Origin of the sequence: Prosthecobacter sp. (assembly GCF_046154365.1) — a bacterium.
Classification (GTDB): Bacteria; Verrucomicrobiota; Verrucomicrobiia; order Verrucomicrobiales; family Verrucomicrobiaceae; genus Prosthecobacter.
Genome location: NZ_JBJXFV010000053.1, coordinates 29618 through 47749 on the forward strand (window position 1 = coordinate 29618; position 18132 = coordinate 47749).

Genomic DNA, 18132 nt, shown 5'->3' on the forward strand with positions numbered 1-18132 from the left:
TCAAACCATGACCTCCGCCATCATCGTCGCCGCCGGCAGCAGCAGGCGCATGGGTTTCAACAAGCTCATGGCTCCGCTCTGTGGCGAACCGGTGCTGCGGCGCACGCTGGGTGTGTTTCAAACATGCGCGGCCATTGATGAGATCATCGTCGTCACCAGCGACGCGCTGCGCATGGAAATCGACGTCTGGCGCTCCAGCGGCTGCGAGAAGATCACCCAAATCATCACCGGTGGTGCCGAACGGCATCTCTCCGTTCACGCCGGCCTGCAAGCATTGAATCCGGCCTGCGACATCGTCGCCGTGCATGATGGCGCGCGCCCTTTGATCTCGGTGCATCAAATCACGCGCTGCATCGAAGCCGCGCGCACGCGGGCCGCTGTCGCCTGCGCTCGACCGATGACCGAAACGCTCAAGCGCTGTGATAGCGACGGCCGCATCACCGATTCCATCGACCGTGCGAACGCGTGGATCATGGAAACACCGCAGGTGTTCCACCGCGAACTGCTTGTGCGCGCCTACGAGGCCGTCATTCGCGACTCCCTGCTAGTGACCGATGAAGTTTCCGCCGTACAGCACCTCGGCGAACCCGTTTTTGTCGTCGAAAACTCCGAGCCCAACCCCAAGATCACGTTCCCGGCAGACATCGTGCTCGCAGAACGTTTTGTGGATTGAACGACGTCATGCCCGACTCCGACGCACTCGACAACGCCACGCATCTGCCACGCCGGAACTGGGCTTCCATCGTGCTCGTGCTCGTGGTGCAGGCGCTCAACTCGTTCAGCGACAACTTCGTCAAGATGCTGCTGATCGCGCTGTCGATCATCATCGCCAAGGACTCGTGGGTGGGCCGCCACATGGAACTGTGGCTCGGGGCGATCTTTTCGCTGCCCTACATGATCTTCGCGCCGCTTGCCGGTTACTGGTCAGATCGCTTTTCGAAGCGCAACGTCATCATCTGGATGCAGGTGATGCAGATCCTTTGCTTCATCTGGCTGACGATCGCGCTGTGGATGAAGCGCGTGCCTGGCTCGCTGGAAATCTGCCTTGTCGGTTTTTTTTTACTCGCCGTGCAGGCGGCAGTGCTCAGCCCGGCCAAGATGGGCGTGATGAAGGAACTCGCTGGTTCACGCCGCCTCGGCCGTGTCTCCGGCTGGCTGCAGGTCACGATGCTCGCGGGCATTCTCGGTGGCATGTGGGCCGGCGGCACCTGGTATGGCACCGAGTATGAAAAAACCGGCGACGCCTGGATGTCCGCGCTCTGGCCGCTCATCATCATCAGCGTTCTAGGCATCGGCGAGCTGCTCGCCTCGCTCTGCATTCAGAAAACGCCAGCGCATCCTGAGGTTCATTGGCGCAAGTCGATGGCGCTGGAGCATTTCGAGAGCGTGAAGATCGTCTTTCGCCGTCGTTCCATCCGCCTCGCCGCGCTCGGCGTCACCTACTTCTGGTTCATCTCGAACGCGATCAGCTTCATCCTCGTCACGCTCACGAAAGAACTGCATCCCGGCACCACCGGTGGCGACGGGCCGATGGAACTCGCCAAAGTCGCCGGCATCCTCGGCATCGGCGTCATCAGCGGCAGCTTCTTCGCCTCGCATGTCAGCAAGAATCGCATCGAGATGGGCCTCATCCCCCTCGGTGGCTTTGGCCTCGTCGTCGGCCTGCTGTGGTCGGGCCTCGCCACACTCGGCAGCAGTTGGATGTATGCCGGGATCATCTTCACCGGCGCGGCAGGCGGCTGTTTCATGGTGCCGCTCTATGCCTTCGCCCAGGACAAAGCGGAGAAGCACGAGAAAGCCCGCATTCATGCCGGCATGAATTTAATGGACTGCCTCGGCACCCTGGTTGCCGTGGCCATCGTCGGCTTGATGAAATGGCTGGAATTCAGCTCTTCCACGCAATTCCTCCTGCTCGCCATTCCCACGTTTGTCGCCGCCGTCTATATCATGCGCCTGCTGCCGCAGGATCTGGTGAAGTTGCTCCTGCTCGCCGCCGTGCGCCTCATCTACAAAGTGAAGCCCTTTCATGCGGGCTGTGTTCCCGCCACCGGCGGAGTGTTGCTGCTGCCGAACCACGTCAGCTACGTCGATGCCCTCGTGGTTGCCGCATCTTGTCGCAGGCCGGTGCGTTTCGTCATCTGGGACATGTTGTATCGCCTGTGGTGGTTGAACGGCTTCCTGCGTCTCATTGGTACCGTGCCCATCTCACCCACGCGTGCCAAAGACGCCGTTCGCTCCGTCGCCGCTGCGCTCAAAGAAGGCGAAGTCGTCTGCCTCTTCCCCGAAGGCCAGATCACCCGTCATGGCATGATCAACGAGCTGCGCAAAGGCTTCGAGCTCATGGCCCGTCAAGGCGATGCACAGGTCGTCCCTGTGTGTCTCGCCGGCCTTTATGGCAGCATCTTCTCGTTTCAGGGCGGCAAATTTTTCACCAAACGGCCCAAGCACCTGCGCTATCCCGTCGAGGTGCATTTCGGCGAACCCTACACAGCACGCGAAGGCACCGCCGAGGCCGTACGTCATTCTATCCTCGCCATGAGCAGCACAGCGCTGATGTCTCGCTCCATCTGGGACGATGCCGGTGAGGACAAAGTCGCCTTTGCCAATGCCCTGCGTCTTAGCGAAGCCGAATGGCATCGCGCAGGTGATGTCTTCCTCAGCCTCGAACCCGCAGGCACCATCATTCAGCACACCATCAAAGCGCTCACCCAGTTGATTCCCGGCTCCAAATACATTGATCACGCCGACGCAGCCCACGCCACGCACATCATCGCCTTCGGCACACGTGCCAGCCTCGACAAGCTCACCGGCCACGAGCGCCTCGCCTTCTGCTTCGACAGCGATCTCTCGCCTCTGCCCGCCACCACCGCATTGCGCGGCTACATCGACGCCACCACCGGCATTCTCCTCAGCACCGAAGTCCCCGACCCACAGATGGTCACTGGCGATGAAGGCCTGCAACTGGGCAAAAAGCCCGGCTCCCTCGGTCGCCTGCTGCCCGGCTTCAACATCGAATCAACCGCCGACAGCGTGCGCATCAGCGGTTTGATGCCAGAGGACCCCCGTGTGATCACCATCGCCGGAGTGAAGTTCGATGAAGATGGCTTTCTGGTGATCTGAAACCTCACTCCGCCATGAACAGCGCCTGGATGTCGGCTTGAGTGAGCTGGAGTTTGTCGGTGCGACCGGATAGGAGGCCTTCGACGAGGGCGGCTTTCTTTTGCTGCATCTTGAGGATGCGTTCTTCGATGGTGTTCTCGCAGATGAGCTTGTGGACGAAGACGGGGTTCTTTTGGCCGATGCGATGGGCGCGGTCGCTGGCTTGGGCTTCGGCGGCGGGGTTCCACCAGGGGTCGTAGTGGATGACGGTGTCGGCGGTGGTGAGGTTGATGCCTGCGCCGCCGGCTTTGAGGCTGATGAGGAAGACGGGGACTTGGCCGGCTTGGAATTCCTGGATGGGCGTCTCGCGGTCTTTGGTGCTGCCGGTGAGTTTCACATAGCGCGTGCCGTCTTTCTTCAAGCGGGCCTCAATGAGTGCGAGCATCTCGGTGAACTGTGAGAAGATGAGGATGCGGCGGCCTTCTTCGATGAGTTCGGGCAGCAACTCATCCATGAGGAAGGCGGTTTTGGCGGAGTCCTCGACGTTTTGGGCCGTCTCTTGTTTTAGGAGGCGTGGATGGCAGCAGACTTGGCGGAGTTTGAGCAACGCATCGAGCACGATGATCTGCGAGCGATCCAAGCCGTTGACTTCGATGGCTTCACGAACGCGTTTGTCCATGGCGGCGCGAATGGTCTCGTATAAATCGGTCTGCGCCGGGCCGAGTTCGATGCTGTGGAGGATTTCGGTCTTTGGCGGCAGTTCTTTGGCCACGGCGTCCTTGGTGCGGCGCAGGAGCAGCGGCTGAATGCGTGTGGTGAGCTGCTTTTGGCGCTCGGCATCGGCATCGCGCTCGATGGGATTGCGATAATGCTGGCGGAAGGTGTCGGCGTCGCTGAGCAGGCCGGGCATGAGGAAGTTGTAGAGGCTCCACAGCTCGCCGAGGTGGTTTTCCATCGGTGTGCCGGTGAGGCAGAGGCGGTGCTTGGCCTTCAAGCCACTGCAAGTCTGCGCAGCCAGGCTCTTGGGGTTCTTGATGTTCTGCGCTTCATCCAGCGCGACGATGTGCCACTCCTGCGCCTGCATGACATCGGCATCGCGCACGAGCAGCGGGTAGCTGGTGACGACGAGATCGTATTGCTTGAGATGCTTGAAGTCGCTTTTGCGCGATTGGCCACGCAGCAGCAGCAAACTGAGCGTGGGGGTGAATTTAAGCGCTTCGTTGATCCAGTTCTTCAATACGCTCGTCGGGGCCACGATGAGGCAGGGATGCGTCATGCGGCCGCTTTCTTTCTCGATGAGGATGTGGGTCAACGTTTGCAGTGTTTTGCCCAAACCCATGTCATCGGCCAAAATGCCGTGCAGGCCGAACTCGCGCAGGAATTGCATCCACGAGGCGCCTTCGCGCTGATAGTCGCGCAAACTGGCCTTCAGCGTCGCGGGTGGGTCGATGAGGCCGATTTGACGGAAGCTGCCGAGTTGCTGACTGAGCACCGTTAGCTCCGCTGGAGCACGAATGGGCATGCCATCGAGTGTGGCGAGCTGGGCGGCACGCAGTTTGTCGAGTTGGAGCTTGCCGTCTTTGCGCACGGGCCGCGTTGCGAGCAGTTCGTCAAAAAAGCGCAGTAGCACGACGAGGCGCTTCGCGGGAACGGAAAGCACGTCGCCGCTGTCGCCACCGAGCGAGAGCAGGAAGCGCTGGTCGAGATTTTTCTCCAAGACGGACGCGGTGAGGCCCTGATCGATGCAATCGACCAGCAGCGGCACCATGGAGATGCGGCGGCCTTCGATCTCGACGCCAAGATCGAGCGCGAACCAATCTTTGCCACCTTGGTCGCCCGTGAGATCCGAGAACCACGCATCTTCATCTGCCTCATGAATTTGGAAGCCTATGTCCTCCGGCACTTCGACGCGCCAGCCGCTCTCGCGCAGCTTGGGCACCTGATCTTTGAGGAACTGCGACCAAAACAACGCCTGATCGCCCGGCACGGCCATGAAGCCGAGCGTGGACTCAGGCGCTTTCGCTCCAGGCAGTGCCTCAGAGAATGATGTGAAGCCAAGGCTGGTCAAATCGGCCAGCAGCAGGCGCTCGGAGCGTGCATTGCGCAGGAGTGTGTGCCGCTCGCCATCTGCATCTTTCCATTCATGCGCCGGACTGCGCACCAGCATCTCAAAACGCAGCGGGCAGCCTTCATACTCGGCGCAGGGGTGGATGAAGGCGATGCTCTTGTCTGCCCAGCCGCCGATGTTTCGCTTCGCGGTGATCTGCGGCATCTGCACTGTCATGCGACACACGAGGAGCAGCGGCATCGGCTCGGTAGGTGGTAATTCGACCGATTCAGGCTTCGGCACCGCATCATTATCCGGTGCGGGTGAAGCACGCTCCTGTACGCGTGCCATCGCTTGGATGCGGCGTTTGCCTTCATCATGATCGAGCATCAGCATCACTGTGGCCGCATGCTGGCAGAGCGTGCCCACGGCGCAGGTGCAGTGGGAAGTCATGGCCAAACTGTCATCCTCGCGCAGTCGCAGATGCACCGTGACAGATGCCGAATTGAACAAGCCCGTGCCGACTCCGGCGATGATCTCCAACTCGTTTTCCGCACACACATGCACGCCTGCCAGCCCCACATCGCCATGCTTGAGCAAGCGTCCCGCTTCCTCGATGTGCTGCCGTCGAAACAACCACAGCCAGGACTTCGAGCGCACTTGCGCCCAGAGCTTGGGGAATGAGAAGTTGCCGATGATCATGACGAGCCTGCATGCATAGCGTGGCGCTTTGGATTGCCAAACTGGGAGATGAATTTCATCTCGCAAAGACAAGCTCAGGCGATAACTTCCACCATGACAATGACCAAAACCATTCCTGCCGAAAGACTGCAAGGCCTGGACCTCCACCAAGGCGACACGCTCCACATCGTGTCGTTGGTGGATTCGGCGTTTCTCGTGGAGATCAGCCGCGCGGACGATCAGAGCACGCCACCACGCGGCAAGGCCGGCGAATGGCTGCTCAGCGCGCGAGGAAGCGTGAAACTGTCGGCCAACGAGACCGTCGATGATGCACGCATGAGTTACTATGCTGGGAAATACGGCCTGAACGCTTGATCCAGCATGCGTGTCTTTCTCGATACCAACATCCTGCTGGATGTGCTGATGAACCGGACTTTGTTCGTCGTTGACAGCGAGGCGGTGATCACAAGCTGTGAAGCGCGTGGGGATGACCTGTTTGTGGCGTGGCACGGTCTGGCGACCGCCTACTACCTGCTGAAACGCGGCCGCAGTGAGGCAGACACAATGGTGGAAGTGGACAAGATTCTCGCGTGGGCAAGCGTGGCAAAAGCCACGGATGCCGCTGCACGGCGCGCTCGTTCGCTTGGTTTCAGTGATTTTGAGGACGCACTGCAAGCCGCCTCTGCCGAGGCCTGTCATGCTGACTGGATTGTGACTCGCAACGCCGCTGACTTTGGCCTCAGCGCAGTCGCAGCCATCACGCCGCAGGATTTTCTGCTGCGGTTCCCGGTTATGCCCGTTTCGTAGCAGCGGCTTGCTTCACCGCATCCCAGGCCGTGTCCATCTGCTCCAACGAGAGTTTGCCGAGTTCGTGGCCTTGCGCGCGGAGGTGCGTTTCCATGGCGTGGAAGCGGCGGGTGAATTTTTCATTAGCGGCGGCGAGGGCGGGCTCGGATTCGATGCCGAGTTTGCGCGCGAGATTGACGACGCTGAAGAGGAGATCGCCGAGTTCGTCTTCCATGTGCGCTTTGTTGCCGCTGGCGATGGCTTCCTCGAGTTCGGCGGCTTCTTCGCGAATCTTGGCGAAGACGGGCGTGGCGTCCGGCCAGTCGAAACCGACGCGGGCGGCTTTCTTTTGCAGCTTTTGCGCGCGCATGAGTGCTGGGAGGCCGTTTCCCGTGCCGTGCAGCAGACCTTCGTGCTCAGTGCCCTTTTCGGTGCGCTTGATGGCGTCCCATTGGTTGAGCACGGCAGCGGAGGTGTTGGCGGTGGTGTCTCCAAAGACGTGCGGATGGCGGCGGATGAGCTTGTCGGTCAAACCGTTGGCCATTTGGTCGAGATCGAAGGCACCGGTCTCGCTGGCGATCTCGGCGTGGAGCACCGGCTGAAGGAGGATGTCGCCGAGTTCGTCGCAAATCTGGGCGGGATCGCCGCTGCGGATGGCATCGGCCACTTCGTAGGCTTCTTCGATGACATGCGGGATCAGCGACGCGTGCGTCTGCTCCATGTCCCACGGGCAGCCGCCGGGCGCGCGCAGGCGGTGTACGACGTAGCGTAGGCGGGTGAGGGCATCGGGGTGATTGAGCATGGTGGCGTCATCCATGCGTGTTGGTAGCGCGTGGGGGACGCGCTGCGAATCATTTTTCAGCCGAGGATGCGGCGCAGCGCTTCCAGGTTTCGCTTTTCGTCAAAGATGGCATCCACGGGGATCGTGAAGCCGGGGATGACGGTGCTGGTGAAGTCTCCTGAGCTGGATTTTTGCCGCAAACTGTAGCATCCAGCAGCATCGAGCACGAACTGCTCCACATGCTGCGCCACGGGATCAATGATCCAGTATTCGGCGACGCCGTGGGCCTGGTAGTCTTGGAATTTGACGCCACGGTCGCGTTTCTCGGTGGATTCGGAGAGCACCTCGCAGGCGAAGTCCGGCGGCGGGAACTTCATCGTGTCAGGCGTGATCGTGGCGGCCTTGGTGGGGCCGAAAAAGACCACGTCTGGCTCGTAATCGTTGCGAGGGAAGACGCAGAGGGTCTTTTCATCGTGGACGATGCCGAGATCACGACTGATGACGAAAGGATTGAGCAGGGCGGTCAGGTTACGGCGGGTGGCGGTGTGGCGGGCAAGGGCAGGCGAGTGCATGATGACTTCTCCATTGATGAACTCCGCCTTCATGTCCGGCGTGACCTCAGCATAAAAAATGTCCCGCCGCTCGCGCTCGTGGTCGAGGCGGCGTTGGATGATCTGGAACGCCTCCGGCAGTGTCGGTGTGTCCAGAAGCTCTGTCAGAGCGGGGGATACCATGAGCGATGATGCACCAGTGCTCCCGGATTGTCATCCGGGAGATTTTTTTCACCCCGAATGATGAGCACTTGGCAAAACGGACGTTCTCCATGACTATCCCGTAACAACCTTAATCAAACCATGCCGCGCAAACTCAGCCATATCGCACCGGACTGGTGGGACTACACCACTTTAGAAAACGATCTCATCAACGACGCCGCCCGGCTCACGGAACGTGATTTACGGCAGCTCACACGACCCGGCTTCAAGGTGGTGATGTATGACACGCTGGAGGATTTCTATCTGGCTGAGGCGCTGGAATACATCCACGCGTGGAAGCAGGCCACGCCGGACAATCCAGCCGGCATTTGCGGCCCGATTGGGCCCACGGAGCAACTGCCGCTCGTCGCACGTCTGGTGAACGATCTCGGCATCTCGATCAAAGACGGTCACTTCTGGGGCATGGACGAGTGGTATGACGAGGCCACGAAGAAGGAAGTCTCGATGGAGCATCCGCTGTCGTTTGAGAAGGCGGACCGCGAGCTGTGCTTTGACCGCATGCAAAAGAAGCTCTGCATGCCGGACACGCAGCTGCATTTCCCGAAGGCGGATACCGCGAACTACATCAAGAGCTGGCAGAGCGGCGTGCGCTGCGCGGTGATGCAGGGCGGCCAGGGCGACATCAAGCACTGGGCCTTCAATGATCCGCCGAAGCGCACCGGCAAATGGAAAAACGAGCCGCCACCGCCGGCGGAGTATCGCAAACTCACCACGCGCATCGTTGAACTGCATCCCGTGACCCTTATGCAGAACGCCCGCACCTCGGGTGGCGGCAACATCACCATGGTGCCGCAAATGGCGATCACCGTGGGGCCGAAAGAGACGTGGATGGCCGAGAAGATCAGCATCTGGCACGCGGGCATGCATGACAATCCGCTGGGTCAGCGCCTGTCTGCGCTGATGATCTCGAAGCGTCTCGCCGACTCGTCCGTGCCGATGTCGCTGCTGGCCGATCACCCGAATGTGCAGTTCAACTACTTCCGCGGCGGCCTTGGGCAATGTGCGGTGGAGATGCACTGATTTGGTTCAAGGTTCGGAGTTCAAGGTTGTCGCCCCCTTGAAGCGCAGAACGAACCCGACGTCGGAGCGCCGTGGTTGGGCGGCAGGGATGAGGCAATGGTGGCAAACAATCCAAACTAACGTTTGCTAATGCCGCGAAGGCGACGACATACCCGCCGCAAGTTAACCTGATAAAGGCTAAGCTAAGTCGTTCATCAGGTTGTTTCTTTGGTGTTCTTAAATCCGATCTCGGAGCTTACTTCAGCCTCATGCAGGCTGACTGAACCCAAGAAAACGATTATGAATACCAAAATGTATGTGGGCAACCTGCCCTTCACCGCCACCGAAGACGACGTCCGCGCTCTCTTCTCCGACTACGGCACTGTTACTGACATCCACCTGCCTATGGACCGCGACTCCGGTCGTCCACGTGGCTTCGCTTTTGTCACTCTCGACTCCGCAACGGCCATGAACGAAGCCATCCGTGGCTTGAATGAAAAAGACTTCCAAGGTCGCAACCTGACCATCAATGAAGCCCGTCCGAAAGAAGATCGTCCAGCCTATGCAGGCGGCGGCGGTGGTGGCGGCGGATATGGTGGCGGCGGCGGCGGTGGCCGTGGCGGCAAGAGTGGTGGCGGCGGCGGTGGCCGTGGCGGCTACTCCGGCGGTGGCGGCGGCGGTGGTGGCGGTGGGGGCGGTGGTGGCGGTCGCTACTAAGCGCCCCTGACACCCCCCCAATCAATTCACGGCGGCATCCTGGCAACGGGATGCCGCTTTTTATGAGCCTTGAGCGACGGTTGAACTTGGATGGCGCTGCACTGGCAGCCGGGCAAGCTGCCAGGAATGATAGCCGCGATGCAGATGCTGGATGTTCGTGAAGCTCTGCGCTTTCAGCGCCGCCACCGCTTTGCGACTGCGGAAACCGCCCGCGCAATACACCAGCACCGGTTTCGCCATGTCGAGCTTGCCCAGCTTCTCCTGAAATGCGGCGTCGCCGAGTGAGATATGAATGGCCCCCGGCAGCGCCCCGCCGCTGAACTCCGCATCCGAACGCACATCGAGCACTTGCGTGTCGGGATGCGCGTCGAGAAAAACTTTCGCCTCCGTTGGATGCACATTCACGCACACGCGACCCGGCTCGGCTTTGAACAAACGCCGATCCCATCGCCCCTCGAACGCATACCAGCCGAGGACGATAAAGATGAGAATGGCGAGCGTCCAGATCATGACATCATGCCAGCGGTGATCCAGCCCCCCGAGATGTCTCGCGCATCGAAGCCGTTTTGCTGCAACATACGCACTGCATAGTAGGCACGCTGGCCGACACCGCAGTAGGTGTGCAAAGCACGATCTCGTGGCAGTTCGCCAAGGCGGTCGCGGAGTTCGGGCAACGGGATGTTCACGGCTCCGGCCGCATGGCCTTCGGCGAATTCGTCAGCATCACGCACATCCAGCAGGAATGCGTCCGCAGGCAGTGCATTCCATTGCGACAGCGGCAGATCGCCCCGCAGATGATTCGCGGCAATGAAGCCCGCGTAGTTCAGTGCGTCCTTCGCAGCACCAAACTGCGGTGCGTAGCAAAGTTCCGCTTCTTCAAGGTCAAAGACCGTGCCGTTCTTCTGAATCAAGGCGGAGACCACATCAATCTTGCGCGCCACATCCACCGTTCCCACGGCCTGCATGCCGAGAATGCGGCCATCAGGCTTCGCAAAGAGAAGTTTCAGGTGCAGTGTCTGCGCGCCGGGATAGTAGCCGACGTGGTGCTTCGGATGCAGATACACTTTTTCGTAATCGGTGATGCCTGCACGCTTCAACGACTTCTCCGTGGCACCCGTTTGCGCCATGGCGAGGTCAAACACACCGCAAATGGCCGTGCCCTGCACGCCACGGAAACTGCTGTCACGTCCGGCGATGACATCCGCCGCGATGCGGCCCTGGCGATTCGCGGGACCGGCCAGCGCGAGCAGGATGTCCTGATTGGTGAGCAGATCATGCACCTCCACAGCATCACCGATGGCAAAAATGGTCGGATCACTCGTGCGCATGTGTGAATCCACCTTGATGCCGCCCCGCGTACCAAGCGTGAGGCCCGCAGCTTTCGCGAGTCCGGTTTCTGGCCGCACGCCAAGGCCGAGAATGGCCATGTCGGTTTCAATGTCGCCATTCACGACGAGCTTGCCATCACGCTGCGTCACTCCGGTGAGTGGCGTGTTCAAGCGGAGCTGAATGCCGTGCTTTTCGAGATGCGCGTGCAGCGGTGTCACCATCTCAGCATCCATCGTGGACATCACCTGCGGCCCGTTTTGCACCAAAACAACCTCCAGGTCGAGGTGGCGGAGGTTTTCGGCCATTTCGAGTCCGATGAAGCCGCCACCTGCCACCACAGCATGCTTCGCGTTCGTTTTAGCAATCCAGCCGCGAATCTCCCGCGTGTCGGGAATGCTGCGCACGGTAAAAATGCCGGGCAGCTCGAGACCGGGCAGTTCTGGCTTCAGCGGAGCGGCTCCAGGCGAAAGCACGAGTGCATCGTAGCGATCTTCAAACGACTCGCCGCTGAGGAGATTCTTCACGGTGACCGTTTTCGTGTCCCTCTGGATTGAAACGACCTCATGATGCACCTGCACGCCGATGCGGAAGCGGTCATGAAACAACTGCGGCGAAGCGAGCAACAGGCTGGCCTCGTTCGGGATCACGCCGCCGACATGGTAAGGCAGTCCGCAGTTGGCAAAAGACACAAACGGGCCGCGATCATAGATCGTAATCTCCGCACGTTCATCAAGACGGCGCAACCTTGCGGCGCAGGACGCACCACCGGCCACGCCGCCGACGATGATGACTTTTTTGGACTCAGTCATGGCGTTAGGAGCAGCAGGAGGTTTTCGAGCAGGAAGTGTTCTCCACTCGATTCCACGGCATTTTCGCCAAAATCATGGCGAGACCGCAAAAGCCGGACAAACCGGCAAAGAGCAGGCCAGCGCCGAAGAACATCGTCAGATAGGCCCAACGGGGATCGACCAAGGCGGTCAGCAGCGAACCTGTGAGCACGAAAAAGCCGACGGCGATCTGCACCTGGCGCATGAGCGGCATGATGTTGCGAGAACCAGCGGCGCAGGGCATGCCGGCGTCCTTCCAGGCGTTCAGCCCACCGGCGAGATTGCGCACATCGGTGAATCCGTGTGCGCGCAGCTTTTCCGCCGCCGTCTGACCGCGCTTCCCGGCCTGGCACATGACGATGACAGGACGATTGCGGTCAATTTCACCACAACGGCCCTCGATCTCGCCCAGCGGGATGAGTTTGGCACCGGAGACGTGAGCCTCTGCATGCTCGACGGGTTCACGCACATCGACGAGCTGGCAACCGTCCAGCTTGAGGCGCTCGGCAAGCTCGTGCGGGGAGAGGGAAGGGCATTCGGCGGCGGTTTTCATGGGTGGGACGGTTGTTTTTGTTGGATCAACGATGTTGCCATATCGCCATATAACGATATAGAGTCAAACCATAACAGCCTATGCCCAGGAAATCACCCACCACGCGCAATCGAAAGACCGCCACGCCAAACCCCCTGCCGGATTCAGCGCTGGAGATGATCGCCCACCGTTTTCGTGCCCTGTCCGAGCCGGTGCGGCTGCGGCTGCTCAGCACACTGATGGACGGTGAAAAAAATGTGACCCAGCTCGTTGCAGCCGCTGGAACGGGCCAGGCGAACGTCTCCAAGCACCTGTCCATCCTCAAACACGCCGGTATGATCGCCACCCGTCGCGATGGATTGAATACGCTCTGCTCCATCGCCGATCTTTCGATTCACCAGCTCTGTGAGATCATGTGCGCGAAGCTTAAAACCGAGCACGCAGAGCGCATGCGGGCACTGGGGTGATACTCACCACTGGAGTGTTTTCACATCCACCCGCTGCTCGTTGCGGCTTTCTTTGACGATGTGGCCGTCGGAGAGGTGGAGGACGCGGTCGGCCATGGCGGCCATGGCGGCGTTGTGGGTGATGACGACGGTGAGGGTGCCGAGTTCGCGGTTGATGCGCTCGATGGCCTCCAGCACGGTGATGCCGGTGGTGACGTCGAGGGCGCCGGTGGGTTCATCGCACAGCAGCACCTCGGGTTTTTTCGCGATGGCACGGGCGATGGCCACGCGCTGCTGCTCACCGCCGCTGAGCTGCGAGGGAAAATGATCGAGGCGATGGCTGAGACCGACACGGTCGAGCGCCTCCTCCGGTTTCATCGGGTCCGGGGCGATTTCGGTGATGAGGGCGACGTTTTCGCGGGCGGTGAGGCTGGGGATGAGGTTGTAGAACTGAAACACGAAGCCGACGCAGTTGCGGCGGAACTGCGTGAGCGTGCGTTCGCCGCCACCGCTGAGATCCCAGCCTTTGTAGCGCAGCGAACCGGCCGTAGGCACGTCGAGACCGCCGAGAATGTTCAGCAGAGTGGATTTGCCACTGCCAGAAGCGCCGAGCAGCACCACCAGCTCGCTCGAGTGGAAGTCGAGATCGACCCCTTGCAGCGCCACCACGTCGAATTCGCCAGTGTGGTACACCTTGCGCAGGCCCCGCGCCTGAAAGATCGGCGGGGCGGCGGCTGGGGGCTGCTGGGGGGCGTTCATGCGGCTTGGAGTTGCATTTTGCACCGGAGAAGACTTTGCGCCATCCCCATGATCGGTGGTTGCGTCCGGCGTTCCTCGCGCAACAATGGAGGATGCCCATTCTGGTTAGCGACGACGCCCCCGACATTCACACGTCGAAGGTCCGACTGACCCCGCGAGAAGTCACCTGCGGCCGCACCCTGGTCATCGGTGACATCCATGGATGCTCGACGGCGTTGAACCTGATGCTGGAGGAATTGTCCCCGCGCAGTGATGACCTGGTGGTGACCTTGGGGGACTATGTGGACCGTGGCCCGGACACCCGCGGTGTGCTGCATACCCTGCTGGATCTGGAAAAGCGCACCCAGCTCATCCCGCTGCTTGGCAACCACGAAATTCTCATGCTCGACGCCCGCAACAGCATGGTCGATGCCGACTCATGGTATGCCGTGGGCGGCAGGCAAACCATGCAGTCTTATGGCTGCATGGACAGGCCGGACTGGAACGCCGTGCCACAGGAGCACTGGGACTTTCTCAGCCAGCGCCTGCGCCGCTGGCATGCGACGCCGACCCACATCTTCGCCCACGCGAACGTGAACGCCATGCTGCCCATGCCGGACCAAAGCGACGACTGGCTGTTCTGGCGGCGGTTCGATGACTCGCATCCGCATTTCTCCGGCAAAACACTGGTCTGCGGTCATACCGCGCAGAAAGGCGGGCTGCCACGCGTCTGGCCCTCACGCATCTGCCTCGACACCTGGGTGTATGGCGAAGGCTGGCTCACTGCGTACAATGTCGGCGCGGAAACTTTTGTGCAGACCAGCCAGCGTGGCGAGGTGCGGCGCTTCAGCTTTGATGAAGTGCGCATGCTCACCGAGAAAGAGTGATCACTCATCTCCGCCATGACTCGCGCGCGCTGGACCCTTTCCGCAGTCACGCTGTGCGTGCTGTGGCTCATCGGCGCGTTGCTGGTGGTGCCGCGCATGCAGCGTGAGCTTGAAACAGCGGCGCAGCACACCCTCGATCAGCAGTCCACGCTCTTCCAACGGCTCGGCAGGTTGCGCCTCGCCTTCGACGGCCAGCAGGCGCACCTCAGCGGCAGCGTGCGTACGATTCAGGACCGTCTCACCATCGAAACCACCGTGCGCGACCTCGTACGCGCACCCACACCGCTGACCGCCAGCCTCGGTCTGCGGCTCAATCCCGTCAGTGTGGTGTACAATGAGATCGAAGTGGCCCCATATCCGCCTGGCTGGATGCTGCTGGCCGCCACCGGCACCCGCGCACGGCTGTCCGGCACCGCCGCGAACGACTACGAGGCACGCGACCTCACGCGCAGCGTGCAGGAAAGCTGGAGCGTGAAAGGCGGCGTGGCCGAGGGCACGCTCGGCACTGATGGCGACAACCACGATGAAGCCGCCAATGTTTCCACCACGCTACGCGGTCTGCCTAGCCCGCAGCAGACGGTACAGGCGCATCTCGCCCGCATCGGCCAGCCGTGGCGGGAAATCTCGCTGCAGCAACCGGCTGAAACCTTGCAGGACGAAGCACGCGCCCTCGGTGTCAGTGACTCGGAATGGCAGCACCACCTCCTTCCTGCGCTGAACGAACTGCGTGATGCTTGGCAACTGCAAAGCCTTGCCGAAGCCGAAAGCAGCCGCCTCGCCAGACTGCCTCCGGGTCATCTGTTCGTCGCGGTGCGCGATCAGCAGGTCATCATGCGTGGTGAAATCGGCTCCGCCGCGATGAAGCGTGCCATCCTGGATGATGCGCTCCGTGTCTTCGCCCCACGTCGTTTGATCGATGAAATCCGCCTCAGCCCACGGCGGCGTCCCACCGGTGACTTCGGACCCATCACCACCGCCTTGCTGCCCTTGGAGAAAGAACCGAACGGCAAATCCTTCTTCCTTAGTCTGAGCGGCGACGCCTGGAAACCCGTGGACTGGCAGATCGCCAGTGCCGGACAACCTTGGAAAAAAGACCTCCCCGTCGGACTCGATCCCGCCGAACTGCAAGGCGACAGCGCCACGCTCATCGACTGGCTGCAAGGCACCGACAAAGTCATGCCCGTTCCCGCCAAACCCCAGCCCGCCGTCATCACGCTCGCCCTGTTCGGTTCCAAGGCCATCCTCTCCGGTCAAATCGCCGAAGCAGCGCTGCACGCACAGCTCATCGCCGCCGCACGTCAGGCCTATGCGCCGCGCATCCTCGTCCTCAGCGACGAACTACGCATCAACGGCAACTGTCAGCCCGCCAGCAACGCCTTTCATACGCTCAAGAGCCTCCCACCGCCGCCACCCGCCCACAGCGCAGGCAGCTTTGCCATCGCCACTCCCGGCAGCACCTGGACGCTCATTCCCGTCACGAACGAACTTGTCGAAGCCGGCGGCCTCGCGAAATCCAAGCAGCTTCCCGCTGACATCCCCGCCGCCCTCATCGAAGCACTCTCCGCCGAAGCCATCGAGCAGCTCCGCCTCTGGATTTCAAATTTCAAATTTCAAATTTCAAATCACTGATGTCCTCCGCCCTCTGGCTGCTGCTCTACCTCGCCCCACTGCTCGGCCTCACCGCCGCAGTGTTCGCTTGGTTTGGCTGGCAATGGCGTGGCAGCGACATGCAAAAGCGCATGGCAGATCTCCAAACCCAGATCGCCGACACCCAGCAAGCTCTGCACACCGCCGAGACCGAGCGCGAGACTGCGCACAGCCAAATCATCACCACCACCGCCGCTGCCAACACACTGCGAGAGCAGACTGAGGACGAACTCCGCACCCTGCGCGAAGATTTGCAATCCGCACAGCATGAAACCCACCTGCGCGAAGGCGAGGCCGCCAAAGCCCGCGAAGGCAGCCAAGCTCTCGAAACCGAAGTGGCCAGACTGCTGCGTGATCTCGAACTCCTGCGCCATGAACGCGATCAAGCCGCCGCCGCACAAGCCGAACTCAGCAGTCGCCAGGTTCAGCCGCAGGTGCCGGAAGTTGTCGCAGTTACCACTGCAACCGCCACCGAGCCTCCGGCCAAACCGAAGCGCAAGCGCAGCACCCCGGCCAAAGCAAAGCCTGTGGCAGCAACACCGGCCACACTTCGCGAAAAAACCACCGCGCTCGTCAACGATCTTGCCCAGCATCAGTCCACCATCACCACTCTCACCCGAGAACATGACGACTGGCTGCGCCGCGTCGCAAAACTCGAAGAAAAATCACCCAAGGACGCCGCTGGATTGGGTCTCGCACGCCGCAGCCTTGCCGACAGCGAAAAACGCCTCCACACCGCCAGCACTGCCATCGAACGCCTGCAAAGCCAGGCCCGCGTGCTGCATCGCACCCATGAAAAAGCCGCCGCACTCGCAGCCGTGGCCGATGACGACCTCACGCAGATCAAAGGCATCAAAAAAGTCATCAGCGAGCAGCTTCGCGCCCACGGCATCCGCACCTGGAAACAGATCGCGCAGTGGGATGCCGACGAACTCCGTGCCTTCAGCGATCTCCTGGCCTTCAAAAACCGCGCCACGCGTGAAAAATGGCAGGAGCAGGCCCGCAGCCTGCATGAAGCCGCCCATGGTCCGCTTATCTGATTTCTACTTCTCACATGTCAGCCGTTTCACGCCTCGTCTCATTGCTTCTTCCCCTCCTCGTTGCTTCCTGCGTCAATCCCGGCACGCCAGCCGAACATCAGGAAAAAGCTCGTCAGCTCAGCCACGACCTCCAGCAGCTCAGCCCGATGGTTCTGGCCGGTGAAGCCGACAGACTGGCGCTCACCGCCATTGAGGAATCCGCCAAGCTCGCGCACGATTTCAAACCGCTGCGCTTTCCCTGGATGAACAACGGCCTCGTGAACATCGGCCTGCGCAGGCGCGGCCTCTGCTACCAGTGGCGCGATGATTTGTTCCCCCATCTGCACCGCTTGAACCTCAAAACGCTCAACCTCCACCTCACCTCGTCACGCCGTGCCACCATGCGCGAACACAACGCCATCGTCGTCACCGCCAACGGCCAGCGTTTTGAGGATGGCTTGGTCATCGACCCTTGGCGTCAAGGCGGTCGGCTCTGGTGGGGGCGTTTATCTGCGGACAAAAGTCATCCTTGGAAGCCTCTGCCGCGCGATCTCATACCGGTGGTGCTGCGACCGCTGCTGATGCCCGAGCTGTATCCCGCGCGCTGATGGAATGTGACAGCGCCATGCGTCGCGCCTTCGATGTCGTGCAGCGCAAGCTCGCTCAGGAGGGTTGCCAGCAACCTGCCGGTTGGCTCAGCCGTAACCATGCAGTTGGGTTTGCGCTGAGCGCGGCAGCGTCCTGGAGTGCTCCAGCCCTCTGGAGCTTACCGCAGGCCCGGGGACGCTCGAAAGCGCCAGAGGACTGGCGCACTCCAGGACGCT

18 protein-coding genes are annotated in these 18132 nt (G+C 61.1%); 11 read left to right on the forward strand and 7 right to left on the reverse strand.

Going from position 1 to position 18132, the window contains the following annotated elements; all coding sequences use genetic code 11:
* Positions 1–7: 7 nt before the first annotated feature.
* Together ispD and ACKVY0_RS05625 are read left to right on the forward strand one after the other, a co-directional pair.
* Positions 8–673 (forward strand): 2-C-methyl-D-erythritol 4-phosphate cytidylyltransferase, encoded by a 666-nt coding sequence (gene ispD / locus ACKVY0_RS05620; protein ID WP_409213810.1) that lies wholly within the window; start codon positions 8–10, stop codon positions 671–673.
* Positions 674–681: 8 nt separating this feature from the next.
* Positions 682–3120: an MFS transporter gene (locus tag ACKVY0_RS05625; protein ID WP_409213811.1), complete on the forward strand. Its 2439-nt coding sequence runs from the start codon at positions 682–684 to the stop codon at positions 3118–3120.
* A gap of 4 nt (positions 3121–3124) precedes the next feature.
* Here ACKVY0_RS05625 and ACKVY0_RS05630 read toward each other — a convergent pair whose 3' ends face one another.
* On the reverse strand, positions 3125–5848 hold the full coding sequence (locus ACKVY0_RS05630; RefSeq protein WP_409213812.1) for a DEAD/DEAH box helicase: 2724 nt from the start codon (positions 5846–5848) through the stop codon (positions 3125–3127).
* Between the two features lie 93 nt (positions 5849–5941).
* Between ACKVY0_RS05630 and ACKVY0_RS05635 the strand changes: the two genes are divergently transcribed.
* A complete protein-coding gene (locus ACKVY0_RS05635; protein WP_409213813.1) occupies positions 5942–6202 on the forward strand; it encodes a hypothetical protein in 261 nt (86 codons plus the stop codon).
* A gap of 6 nt (positions 6203–6208) precedes the next feature.
* Positions 6209–6634: a PIN domain-containing protein gene (locus tag ACKVY0_RS05640; protein WP_409213814.1), complete on the forward strand. Its 426-nt coding sequence runs from the start codon at positions 6209–6211 to the stop codon at positions 6632–6634.
* Here the strand turns inward: ACKVY0_RS05640 and mazG are convergent.
* Positions 6618–7430, reverse strand: a complete 813-nt coding sequence (gene mazG, locus ACKVY0_RS05645) for a nucleoside triphosphate pyrophosphohydrolase (protein ID WP_409213815.1) — start codon at positions 7428–7430, stop codon at positions 6618–6620. The genes ACKVY0_RS05640 and mazG overlap by 17 nt on opposite strands.
* Before the next feature lie 41 nt (positions 7431–7471).
* Positions 7472–8128 (reverse strand): Uma2 family endonuclease, encoded by a 657-nt coding sequence (locus tag ACKVY0_RS05650; protein WP_409213816.1) that lies wholly within the window; start codon positions 8126–8128, stop codon positions 7472–7474.
* A 120-nt stretch (positions 8129–8248) separates the two neighbouring features.
* Here ACKVY0_RS05650 and ACKVY0_RS05655 point away from each other — a divergent pair, with 120 nt between their 5' ends.
* Both ACKVY0_RS05655 and ACKVY0_RS05660 read left to right on the forward strand, forming a co-directional pair.
* Positions 8249–9187: a glucosamine-6-phosphate isomerase gene (locus tag ACKVY0_RS05655; protein ID WP_409213817.1), complete on the forward strand. Its 939-nt coding sequence runs from the start codon at positions 8249–8251 to the stop codon at positions 9185–9187.
* 279 nt (positions 9188–9466) lie between these two features.
* Entirely contained in the window at positions 9467–9883 is a 417-nt protein-coding gene (locus tag ACKVY0_RS05660) for an RNA recognition motif domain-containing protein (RefSeq protein WP_409213818.1), read from the forward strand.
* Positions 9884–9943: 60 nt separating this feature from the next.
* Here the strand turns inward: ACKVY0_RS05660 and ACKVY0_RS05665 are convergent, their stop codons facing one another.
* The 3 genes from ACKVY0_RS05665 to ACKVY0_RS05675 are packed head-to-tail and all read right to left on the reverse strand — an operon-like array spanning position 9944 to position 12592.
* Positions 9944–10393 carry a rhodanese-like domain-containing protein gene (locus ACKVY0_RS05665; RefSeq protein ID WP_409213819.1) on the reverse strand — a complete coding sequence of 150 codons (450 nt, stop codon included), beginning with the start codon at positions 10391–10393 and terminating at the stop codon, positions 9944–9946.
* Positions 10390–12021 carry an FAD-dependent oxidoreductase gene (locus ACKVY0_RS05670; RefSeq protein WP_409213820.1) on the reverse strand — a complete coding sequence of 544 codons (1632 nt, stop codon included), beginning with the start codon at positions 12019–12021 and terminating at the stop codon, positions 10390–10392. Before ACKVY0_RS05670 ends, ACKVY0_RS05665 begins: the two co-directional genes overlap by 4 nt.
* Before the next feature lie 4 nt (positions 12022–12025).
* On the reverse strand, positions 12026–12592 hold the full coding sequence (locus ACKVY0_RS05675; RefSeq protein WP_409213821.1) for a rhodanese-like domain-containing protein: 567 nt from the start codon (positions 12590–12592) through the stop codon (positions 12026–12028).
* Between the two features lie 80 nt (positions 12593–12672).
* Here ACKVY0_RS05675 and ACKVY0_RS05680 point away from each other — a divergent pair, with 80 nt between their 5' ends.
* Positions 12673–13038, forward strand: a complete 366-nt coding sequence (locus ACKVY0_RS05680; protein WP_409213822.1) for an ArsR/SmtB family transcription factor — start codon at positions 12673–12675, stop codon at positions 13036–13038.
* A 3-nt stretch (positions 13039–13041) separates the two neighbouring features.
* Here ACKVY0_RS05680 and ACKVY0_RS05685 read toward each other — a convergent pair whose 3' ends face one another.
* Positions 13042–13776 carry an ABC transporter ATP-binding protein gene (locus ACKVY0_RS05685; protein WP_409213823.1) on the reverse strand — a complete coding sequence of 245 codons (735 nt, stop codon included), beginning with the start codon at positions 13774–13776 and terminating at the stop codon, positions 13042–13044.
* Between the two features lie 92 nt (positions 13777–13868).
* Here ACKVY0_RS05685 and ACKVY0_RS05690 point away from each other — a divergent pair, with 92 nt between their 5' ends.
* Genes ACKVY0_RS05690 through ACKVY0_RS05705 form a run of 4 tightly spaced genes read left to right on the forward strand, consistent with a single transcriptional unit; the run spans position 13869 to position 17916 of the window.
* Positions 13869–14642, forward strand: coding sequence for a metallophosphoesterase (locus ACKVY0_RS05690; RefSeq protein ID WP_409213824.1), 774 nt, complete (start codon positions 13869–13871; stop codon positions 14640–14642).
* 15 nt (positions 14643–14657) lie between these two features.
* Positions 14658–16271, forward strand: a complete 1614-nt coding sequence (locus tag ACKVY0_RS05695) for a hypothetical protein (RefSeq protein WP_409213825.1) — start codon at positions 14658–14660, stop codon at positions 16269–16271.
* Complete coding sequence (locus tag ACKVY0_RS05700; protein WP_409213826.1) at positions 16271–17329, forward strand: hypothetical protein; 1059 nt, start codon at positions 16271–16273, stop codon at positions 17327–17329. Before ACKVY0_RS05695 ends, ACKVY0_RS05700 begins: the two co-directional genes overlap by 1 nt.
* A 14-nt stretch (positions 17330–17343) precedes the next feature.
* Positions 17344–17916, forward strand: coding sequence for a hypothetical protein (locus ACKVY0_RS05705; RefSeq protein ID WP_409213827.1), 573 nt, complete (start codon positions 17344–17346; stop codon positions 17914–17916).
* Positions 17917–18132: the final 216 nt, after the last annotated feature.

Excerpts from the sequence above, each read along its gene's own strand:
- ispD (WP_409213810.1), top strand. The coding sequence starts at position 8 with ATGACCTCCGCCATCATCGTCGCCGCCGGCAGCAGCAGGCGCATGGGT.
- ACKVY0_RS05625 (WP_409213811.1), top strand. The coding sequence starts at position 682 with ATGCCCGACTCCGACGCACTCGACAACGCCACGCATCTGCCACGCCGG.
- ACKVY0_RS05630 (WP_409213812.1), bottom strand. The coding sequence starts at position 5,848 with ATGATCATCGGCAACTTCTCATTCCCCAAGCTCTGGGCGCAAGTGCGC.
- ACKVY0_RS05635 (WP_409213813.1), top strand. The coding sequence starts at position 5,942 with ATGACAATGACCAAAACCATTCCTGCCGAAAGACTGCAAGGCCTGGAC.
- ACKVY0_RS05640 (WP_409213814.1), top strand. The coding sequence starts at position 6,209 with ATGCGTGTCTTTCTCGATACCAACATCCTGCTGGATGTGCTGATGAAC.
- mazG (WP_409213815.1), bottom strand. The coding sequence starts at position 7,430 with ATGGATGACGCCACCATGCTCAATCACCCCGATGCCCTCACCCGCCTA.
- ACKVY0_RS05650 (WP_409213816.1), bottom strand. The coding sequence starts at position 8,128 with ATGGTATCCCCCGCTCTGACAGAGCTTCTGGACACACCGACACTGCCG.
- ACKVY0_RS05655 (WP_409213817.1), top strand. The coding sequence starts at position 8,249 with ATGCCGCGCAAACTCAGCCATATCGCACCGGACTGGTGGGACTACACC.
- ACKVY0_RS05660 (WP_409213818.1), top strand. The coding sequence starts at position 9,467 with ATGAATACCAAAATGTATGTGGGCAACCTGCCCTTCACCGCCACCGAA.
- ACKVY0_RS05665 (WP_409213819.1), bottom strand. The coding sequence starts at position 10,393 with ATGATCTGGACGCTCGCCATTCTCATCTTTATCGTCCTCGGCTGGTAT.
- ACKVY0_RS05670 (WP_409213820.1), bottom strand. The coding sequence starts at position 12,021 with ATGACTGAGTCCAAAAAAGTCATCATCGTCGGCGGCGTGGCCGGTGGT.
- ACKVY0_RS05675 (WP_409213821.1), bottom strand. The coding sequence starts at position 12,592 with ATGAAAACCGCCGCCGAATGCCCTTCCCTCTCCCCGCACGAGCTTGCC.
- ACKVY0_RS05680 (WP_409213822.1), top strand. The coding sequence starts at position 12,673 with ATGCCCAGGAAATCACCCACCACGCGCAATCGAAAGACCGCCACGCCA.
- ACKVY0_RS05685 (WP_409213823.1), bottom strand. The coding sequence starts at position 13,776 with ATGAACGCCCCCCAGCAGCCCCCAGCCGCCGCCCCGCCGATCTTTCAG.
- ACKVY0_RS05690 (WP_409213824.1), top strand. The coding sequence starts at position 13,869 with ATGCCCATTCTGGTTAGCGACGACGCCCCCGACATTCACACGTCGAAG.
- ACKVY0_RS05695 (WP_409213825.1), top strand. The coding sequence starts at position 14,658 with ATGACTCGCGCGCGCTGGACCCTTTCCGCAGTCACGCTGTGCGTGCTG.
- ACKVY0_RS05700 (WP_409213826.1), top strand. The coding sequence starts at position 16,271 with ATGTCCTCCGCCCTCTGGCTGCTGCTCTACCTCGCCCCACTGCTCGGC.
- ACKVY0_RS05705 (WP_409213827.1), top strand. The coding sequence starts at position 17,344 with ATGTCAGCCGTTTCACGCCTCGTCTCATTGCTTCTTCCCCTCCTCGTT.